Origin of the sequence: Amycolatopsis sp. NPDC059235, from assembly GCF_042754125.1 — a bacterium.
Classification (GTDB): Bacteria; Actinomycetota; Actinomycetes; order Mycobacteriales; family Pseudonocardiaceae; genus Amycolatopsis; species Amycolatopsis albidoflava.
In genome coordinates this window covers 1-7,246 of the sequence record NZ_JBHZAG010000177.1, presented here as the reverse complement: position 1 = coordinate 7,246, position 7,246 = coordinate 1, and the positions used below count along the sequence as shown (strand labels likewise).

Here is a 7,246-nt window from a genome sequence, read left to right as displayed (position 1 = left end):
CGTGCACCCGGCCCTGGGGGGCCGTGCGCACTGCCCCTCCGCACGCCGACGCGATCCCGCGTTGTGGTCGGGTTTGGGGTCAGCGCTTTGTGCGGTGGCGTAGTAGGGCGACGGTGTTGTCGAGGGTGCGGGTTTCGACCAGTTGCAATTGCGCGCGGTCGGCACCTTCGGCGAAGGGGCGTTTGTTGCCGCCCAGGATTACTGGGTGGATGCAGACCTGGTACTCGTCGATGAGGCCTCGGCGGCCTAGTTCTGCGGCTAGGGCGTAGCCGCCCATGAGGACTATGTCGCCGTTTGTGGTGGCTTTGTGTTTGGCGACTTCTTCGGTCAGGTCGCCGTTGGCGACTGTGGTGTTCCAGTCGGCGCTGGTCAGGGTGCGGGAGAAGACCAGTTTCGGTTTTTCCCGCCAGATCGGGGCGAAGGCCAGGTCGTGGGGGTGGTTTGAGATGGACTCCACGTCGGGCCAGTAGCTTGACATCATTTCCCATACGCGGCGGCCGTAGGCGAATACTCCGGCGCGTTTCGATAGGTCGTTCGCGTAGTCCGAGAGTTCTGGGCCCATTTGGGGCCAGTCGAACTCTCCGGCGGGGCCTTCGATGCAGCCGTCCAGTGAGGTGTGGACTAGGTAGACCAGGTCGGCCATGGCGGGCTCGCCTCCTTGATGAGTGTCGGTCACCAGAGGGTCGGAGCGGCTATGGCCGGCTGGACATCAGCGCGCGGGAAAGTTTCAGTATTCGTCGTGGCGGCGCCACCAGCTGCTGGGGGCGTCCGTGCCGCGGGGCTCTTCTTCCCAGGCCTCTTGGCGGCCGAACGGGGTGACGTCTAGGTACCGCAGCGTGCTGATGAACTGGTCGCCGCCGCGGCCGTCGGTGAAGTAGGTGCGGTAGACGTCGTCGCCGTCGCGGAGGAAGACGCTTACGCCGAAGCCGCCGTTGATGCCGCAGTCTGCTGGGAAATCCGTGCCTGCGGCGGAGGCCCAGGGGATCGTCCAGCCCATCTTGGACCAGTACCGTGCGATCTCCGGTGCGGTTGCGGGGGCTACGACCTTGAGGGTTACGTCGCGGGCGTTCAGGTGGGCTGGGTGGGCCATGTTGTCGACCAGCAGCGAGCAGCCGGGGCAGCCCACTTCGTCGCCGGGGTACAGCATGAAGTGGTAGACGATCAGCTGGCGGCGGTCGTCGAACAGGTCGAGCAGGGTTTGGGTGCTGTTCAGGTCGGTGAATTCGTACTTCTTCGCGAAGGGGACCATGGGCATTCGGCGGCGTTCAGCGGCCAGCCGGTCGGCTGCGCGAGTGTGTTCCTTTTCCTTGCGCAGCAAGGATTCGCGGGCGGCGGCCCATTCTTCCGGGGAGACGACGCGGGGGAGTGCGGTGGTCATTTCATGTCCTCCAGGGTGCGGGTGAGATCTTCGAAACCGGATTGCCAGCCGTCGACGTGGCCGTCGCGCTCGGCTGCGTTCGGGAACGGGGCTTGATGGAACGTCATCGAGGTTTTCCCCGCCAGCGCTGTGTCCTTGGCGCCGGCTCCGCCGTCGCAGGCGGGATCGCCTTCAAGTCGGCGTCTGGACGGAGCGGCGCACCCGGCCTGGGGGCCGGTCACGCCGCTCCGTCCAGACGCCGACGCGATCCCGCGGGGTACTTGGCTGGGGTGAGCCGGCTGTGCCAGGAGCCGCCGGGGCGCGGGTCCGTGCTGGTCTCGGACGCGACGAAGCCGTGCGGGCCGAACCAGTTCGCGAGGTACGCCGGGTCGGTCCAGGCCCGGAACACCAGTTCCCTCGGTGCGTCGAAGACCCGCACGATGGTCAGGTCGCTCATTCAGTCCCCTCCTGAAGCTGCCGCAGGTGCTCGTCCAAGCGGTCGAAGCCGGTTTCCCAGAAGTGCCGGTATTCCGCGACCCATCCCGCGACGTCCGCCAGCGGTGCGGCTTCCAGACGGCATGGGCGCCACTGCTTGGTGCGGCCCCGGCTGATCAATCCGGCCTGCTCCAGCACTTTCAGGTGCTTGGACACCGCTTGCAGGCTTACCTCGAACGGCTCGGCCAGCTCGTTGACGGTGGCCTCGCCGCGGGTGAGCCGGGCGAGGATCGCGCGGCGGGTCGGGTCCGCCAAAGCTGCGAAGGTGGTGCTCAGCTGGTCTGTCGGCATCGGTGCTCAATCACTTGGTTAATTAACTGATGAGTTGAATATAGCGCGCTCGTCGACCCTTGAGAGCCGGGTCACCTCGGGCTCGGGTTTCCAATAGTAGGAAGTCCTAGTAAATTGGGAGGATGAGCGGCAGCGACCTGTACCGTCCCGCGAACCCGGTCCGGTTCGTCACGGCATCCAGCTTGTTCGACGGCCACGACGCCTCGATCAACATCATGCGCCGGATCCTGCAGTCCCAGGGCGCGGAGGTGGTCCACCTCGGCCACAACCGCTCCGTCGACGAGGTGGCCACGGCCGCGATCGCCGAGGACGTCCAGGGCGTCGCCATCTCCGCCTACCAGGGCGGGCACGTCGAGTACTTCAGCTACCTCGTCGAGCTGCTGAACGAGCGCGGCGCGGGGCACATCAAGGTGTTCGGCGGCGGCGGTGGCGTCATCGTGCGCGAGGAGATCGACCTGCTGCATTCCCGTGGCGTGGCGCGGATCTTCTCGCCGGAGGACGGCTACGAGATGGGCCTGCCGGGCATGATCAACATGATGATCAAGGAGTGCGACAGCGACCTGTCCGCGCAGCCGCCCGCCTCGGTCGACAAGCTGCTCTCCGGCGACGTTCAGGCGCTGGCCCGGGTGATCACCCAGCTGCAGCGCGAAAACCTGTCCGAGGAATGGCTCTCGGCGATCAACGAGGCCGTTGGGCAGAAGCACGTGCCGGTTCTCGGCATCACCGGCACCGGCGGGTCCGGCAAGTCCTCGCTGACCGACGAGCTGATCCGCCGCTTCCGGCTCGACCAGGAAGACAAGCTGCGCATCGCGGTGCTCGCGGTGGACCCGTCGCGGCGCAAGGGCGGCGGCGCGCTGCTCGGCGACCGGATCCGGATGAACTGCCTCGACGGCTCGCCGGTGTACTTCCGATCGCTGGCCACTCGTACTACCAGCGGCGAGATCCCGGCCGGGCTGAGCGAGTCGATTCTCGCTTGCAAGGCGGCCGGGTTCGACCTGGTGATCGTGGAGACGCCGGGCATCGGCCAGGGCGACGCGGGCATCGTCGACTACGTGGACGAATCGCTGTACGTGATGACGCCGGAGTTCGGCGCCGCGTCGCAGCTGGAGAAGATCGACATGCTCGACTTCGCCGACGTGGTCGCGATCAACAAGTTCGAGCGGCGCGGCGCCGAGGACGCGCGTCGCGACGTCGCGCGCCAGATGGTGCGCAACCGCGAGGCGTTCGGCTCCGCGCCCGAGGAAATGCCGGTGTACGGCACGAGCGCGGCGAAGTTCAACGACGACGGCGTGACCGCGCTGTACCAGCACCTGCGCGACATGCTCGCCGACCGCGGGCTGTCGGTGTCGGCCGGTACGCTGCCGGCGGTGTCGGGCAAGGTCTCGACGGACGCCAGCACGATCATCCCGGGCAACCGGGCGCGCTACCTCGCCGACATCTCCGAAACCGTGCGCGGGTACCACGAGAAGACCGAGAAGCAGGTCGCCGCGGTACGCAAGCACGAGCACCTGGCCGAGGCCAAGGCCGCGCTGTCCGAAGTGGACGCCAGCACGGACGCGCTGGACGGCCTCATCGCCGCCGCGGAGTCCGATGTGGACGGCGAGTCGACAAAGCTCCTCGAACGGTTCCAGGCGCTCGCCGCGGAATACCGGCAGGACGAGCTGGTGGTGAAGATCCGGGACAAGGAGCTGCACACCCAGCTGTGGCGGGAAACCCTGTCCGGCAACCGGATCCCGCGCGTCGCGCTGCCGCGCTACACCGAGTCCGGCGAGCTGCTTTCCTTCCTGCGCCGGGAAAACCTGCCCGGCTACTTCCCGTACACCGCCGGCGTGTTCCCGTTCAAGCGCGAGGGCGAGGACCCGGCGCGGATGTTCGCCGGCGAGGGCGACGCGTTCCGCACCAACCGCCGGTTCAAGCTGCTGTCGGCCGATTCCGAGGCCAAGCGGCTGTCGACGGCGTTCGACTCGGTCACGCTGTACGGCCACGACCCGGACACCCGCCCGGACATCTACGGCAAGGTCGGCACCTCCGGCGTCTCCATCGCGACGCTGGACGACATGAAGGCGCTTTACGACGGCTTCGACCTGACCGCGCCGAACACCTCGGTGTCGATGACGATCAACGGCCCCGCGCCGACGATCCTCGCGTTCTTCCTCAACACCGCGATCGACCAGAAGTTCGCCGCGTTCCGCGAGGAGCACGGGCGCGAGCCGTCCGAGGCCGAGGCCGCGCAGGTGCGCGAGTGGGCGCTGAAGAACGTCCGCGGCACCGTGCAGGCGGACATCCTCAAGGAAGACCAGGGCCAGAACACCTGCATCTTCTCCACCGAGTTCAGCCTCCGGATGATGGCCGACATCCAGGAATGGTTCATCCAGCACGGCGTGCGCAACTTCTACTCGGTGTCGATTTCCGGCTACCACATCGCCGAGGCCGGGGCGAACCCGATCTCGCAGCTGGCCTTCACGCTCGCCAACGGGTTCACCTACGTGGAGTCGTACCTGGCGCGCGGCATGGACATCGACGATTTCGCGCCGAACCTGTCGTTCTTCTTCTCCAACGGGATGGACGCGGAGTACTCGGTGCTCGGCCGGGTCGCGCGGCGGATCTGGGCCGTGGCGATGCGCGAGCGGTACGGCGCGAACGACCGGTCGCAGAAGCTCAAGTACCACGTGCAGACGTCCGGCCGGTCGCTGCACGCACAAGAGATGAGCTTCAACGACATCCGCACGACGCTGCAGGCGCTGTGCGCGCTCTACGACAACGCGAACTCCTTGCACACCAACGCGTTCGACGAGGCGATCACCACGCCTTCGGAGTCCTCGGTGCGCCGCGCGATGGCCATCCAGATGATCATCAACAAGGAGTGGGGCCTGTCGAAGAACGAGAACCCGCTGCAGGGTTCGTTCGTGATCGACGAGCTGACCGACCTGGTCGAGGAGGCCGTGCTCACCGAGTTCGACCGGATCTCCGAACGCGGCGGCGTGCTCGGCGCGATGGAGACCGGCTACCAGCGCGGCCGGATCCAGGACGAATCGCTGCTGTACGAACGCAAGAAGCACGACGGTTCGCTGCCGATCATCGGCGTCAACACCTTCCGCAACCCGAAGGCGGGAGAGGACGACGTCGAGGTGGAGCTGGCCCGCGCGACTGAGGACGAGAAGCAGTCCCAGCTGCGCAGGCTCGCCGACTTCCAGCAGGGGCACCGCGAGGAGGCCCAGCAGGCGCTCAAGGCGGTGCGCGACGCGGCCACCCGCGGCGGCAACCTGTTCGACGTGCTGATGGATGCCGCGCGGGTGTGCTCGCTCGGTCAGATCACCGAGGCGTTCTTCGAGGTCGGCGGCCAGTACCGGCGCAACGTCTGAGCCGTCAGGCCCGGGTGGCGGCCAGCCGCCATACCGGGGCGAGGACCCGGCCCTGCTCGTCGACGTCGAGCGAGTCGAGCGCGGTCGGGTCCGGCGGTTCGCCCTCCGAAACGGCGGCCACCGCGGCGATTAAGCCCTCGCGGCTCATCGCGGTGGTGTAGACGGCGGGTTCGAGCACGCTGATCGTCCAGCCGTTGCCGACCGTTTCGCGCAGATTCTGCTCAGTGATCCGGTACGGGATCGGGAAGTTCTCCGGTACCTCGTCGGAGAAGCAGAAGATGTTCAGCTGCGCGCCGGGCTTGGTCGCGCGCACGAGCGCCGCCACGTATTCGTGCCGCTGTTCCTCGTCGAGACAGTGGTAGAGCGCGCTGTCGAGGACCGCGTCGAAACGGCCTTCGTACCCTTCGAGCCGAGTTGCGTCCGCCTGGGCGAAAGTGATGTCCAGGCCGCGCTTCGCGGCGGTTTCGCGGGCCCGCCCGAGCGCGGTCGGCGCGCCGTCGAGGCCGGTCACGCGGTGTCCGCGAGACGCGAGGAACATCGCGTTTTCGCCGAGGCCGCAACCGATGTCGAGCACGTCGCCGTGGAACGCGCCGTCCGCTTCGAGCGCGACCACCGCGGGCTGCGGGCCCGCGATGTCCCACGGGATCTTCTCCCCGATCGGGGTCTTGCCTTGGTACATCTCCTCGAAGTCGACGTCCGTCACGTCCATCCGGAGCCTCCTATTCAACGGGTGATGATTTAACGCTAGCGGACGAGGCCGGTGATCTGTCAACAGCCCGCGGGAATACTCGCCCGTTCCCCGGAGTAGAAGGAGGCATGGATTTCGGCATCTCGACGTTCGTGACCGACGAAGGCATCCGGCCAGACGTGCTCGGCGAAGCGGCGGAGGAGCGCGGGTTCGCGTCGCTCTTCCTCGCGGAGCACTCGCACATCCCGGCGAGCCGCGAAACGCCGTACCCCAGCGGGGGCGAGCTGCCGCGGGTCTACTACCGCACGCTTGACCCGTTCGTGGCATTGACCGCGGCCGCGGTGAACACCTCGAACCTGGTGCTGGGCACCGGTGTCGTGCTGCTCATCCAGCGCGACATCATCCACACCGCGAAGGAGGTGGCCTCGCTCGACCTGATCTCGCGCGGCCGGTTCGCCTTCGGTGTCGGGGCCGGCTGGAACCGGGAGGAAATGGTCAACCACGGCACCGATCCGAAGACCCGGGGCGCGCTGCTGAACGAGCAGATCGCCGCGCTGAAGGCGATCTGGACGCAGGAGCAGGCCGAGTTTCACGGCAAGCACCTCGACTTCGACCCGATCTTCGCGTGGCCGAAGCCGGTGCAGACGCCGCACCCGCCGATCCTGGTCGGCGGCGCGAGCGACGCCGCGCTGAAGCGGCTGATCGAACACGGCGACGGCTGGATCCCGAACCCCGCGGTGTCGCCGGACGACGTGCGCCGCGTGCGCCAGCAGCTGGCCGACGCGGGCCGCGGGGACATGCCGTCGCAACTCTTCGGCGGACCGGCCGACGCGGACGCGATCAAGCAGTACGCCGACGCCGGGCTGGACCACTACGGGTTCATGCTGCCGACGCTGCCGGAGGCGGAAACGCTGGCGCTGCTGGACGAATACGCGCGCCTCGCCGCTGCCTTCCGGGCTGAGTGACGTTCCGTGAAGGGCTCCTTGAGGGAATCAGATTCCCTCAAGGAGCCCTTCACGGACTTCTCAGCGGGGGAGGCCGAGCACGCGTTCG

6 protein-coding genes and 1 pseudogene are annotated in these 7,246 nt (G+C 67.5%); 2 read left to right on the top strand and 5 right to left on the bottom strand.

Features of this window, described 5'->3' with window-relative positions; translation table 11 throughout:
- Positions 1-79: 79 nt before the first annotated feature.
- The 4 genes and pseudogenes from ACFXI3_RS46880 to ACFXI3_RS46865 all read right to left on the bottom strand — a co-directional run bounded on the left by ACFXI3_RS46880 (position 80) and on the right by ACFXI3_RS46865 (position 2,143).
- Positions 80-643 carry a dihydrofolate reductase family protein gene (locus ACFXI3_RS46880; protein WP_378408687.1) on the bottom strand — a complete coding sequence of 188 codons (564 nt, stop codon included), beginning with the start codon at positions 641-643 and terminating at the stop codon, positions 80-82.
- A gap of 84 nt (positions 644-727) precedes the next feature.
- Complete coding sequence (locus ACFXI3_RS46875; RefSeq protein ID WP_378408685.1) at positions 728-1,378, bottom strand: DUF899 domain-containing protein; 651 nt, start codon at positions 1,376-1,378, stop codon at positions 728-730.
- Positions 1,375-1,814 (bottom strand): annotated as a pseudogene (locus ACFXI3_RS46870) (SRPBCC domain-containing protein). The gene ACFXI3_RS46875 and the pseudogene ACFXI3_RS46870 overlap by 4 nt, the downstream one beginning before the upstream one ends.
- On the bottom strand, positions 1,811-2,143 hold the full coding sequence (locus ACFXI3_RS46865) for a metalloregulator ArsR/SmtB family transcription factor (RefSeq protein WP_344267773.1): 333 nt from the start codon (positions 2,141-2,143) through the stop codon (positions 1,811-1,813). Before ACFXI3_RS46865 ends, ACFXI3_RS46870 begins: the two are co-directional and overlap by 4 nt.
- A gap of 122 nt (positions 2,144-2,265) precedes the next feature.
- Between ACFXI3_RS46865 and icmF the strand changes: the two genes are divergently transcribed.
- On the top strand, positions 2,266-5,505 hold the full coding sequence (gene icmF, locus ACFXI3_RS46860) for a fused isobutyryl-CoA mutase/GTPase IcmF (RefSeq protein WP_378408683.1): 3,240 nt from the start codon (positions 2,266-2,268) through the stop codon (positions 5,503-5,505).
- Positions 5,506-5,509: 4 nt separating this feature from the next.
- Here icmF and ACFXI3_RS46855 read toward each other — a convergent pair whose 3' ends face one another.
- Positions 5,510-6,214: a class I SAM-dependent methyltransferase gene (locus ACFXI3_RS46855; RefSeq protein WP_378408681.1), complete on the bottom strand. Its 705-nt coding sequence runs from the start codon at positions 6,212-6,214 to the stop codon at positions 5,510-5,512.
- A gap of 107 nt (positions 6,215-6,321) precedes the next feature.
- Here ACFXI3_RS46855 and ACFXI3_RS46850 point away from each other — a divergent pair, with 107 nt between their 5' ends.
- Positions 6,322-7,158 (top strand): LLM class F420-dependent oxidoreductase, encoded by an 837-nt coding sequence (locus ACFXI3_RS46850; protein ID WP_378408680.1) that lies wholly within the window; start codon positions 6,322-6,324, stop codon positions 7,156-7,158.
- The last annotated feature ends 88 nt before the right edge of the window (positions 7,159-7,246 follow it).

What these genes read in the sequence shown, in the direction of transcription:
- ACFXI3_RS46850 (WP_378408680.1), top strand. Translation starts at nt 6,322, where the DNA reads ATGGATTTCGGCATCTCGACGTTCGTGACCGACGAAGGCATCCGGCCA.
- ACFXI3_RS46855 (WP_378408681.1), bottom strand. Translation starts at nt 6,214, where the DNA reads ATGGACGTGACGGACGTCGACTTCGAGGAGATGTACCAAGGCAAGACC.
- icmF (WP_378408683.1), top strand. Translation starts at nt 2,266, where the DNA reads ATGAGCGGCAGCGACCTGTACCGTCCCGCGAACCCGGTCCGGTTCGTC.
- ACFXI3_RS46880 (WP_378408687.1), bottom strand. Translation starts at nt 643, where the DNA reads ATGGCCGACCTGGTCTACCTAGTCCACACCTCACTGGACGGCTGCATC.
- ACFXI3_RS46875 (WP_378408685.1), bottom strand. Translation starts at nt 1,378, where the DNA reads ATGACCACCGCACTCCCCCGCGTCGTCTCCCCGGAAGAATGGGCCGCC.
- ACFXI3_RS46865 (WP_344267773.1), bottom strand. Translation starts at nt 2,143, where the DNA reads ATGCCGACAGACCAGCTGAGCACCACCTTCGCAGCTTTGGCGGACCCG.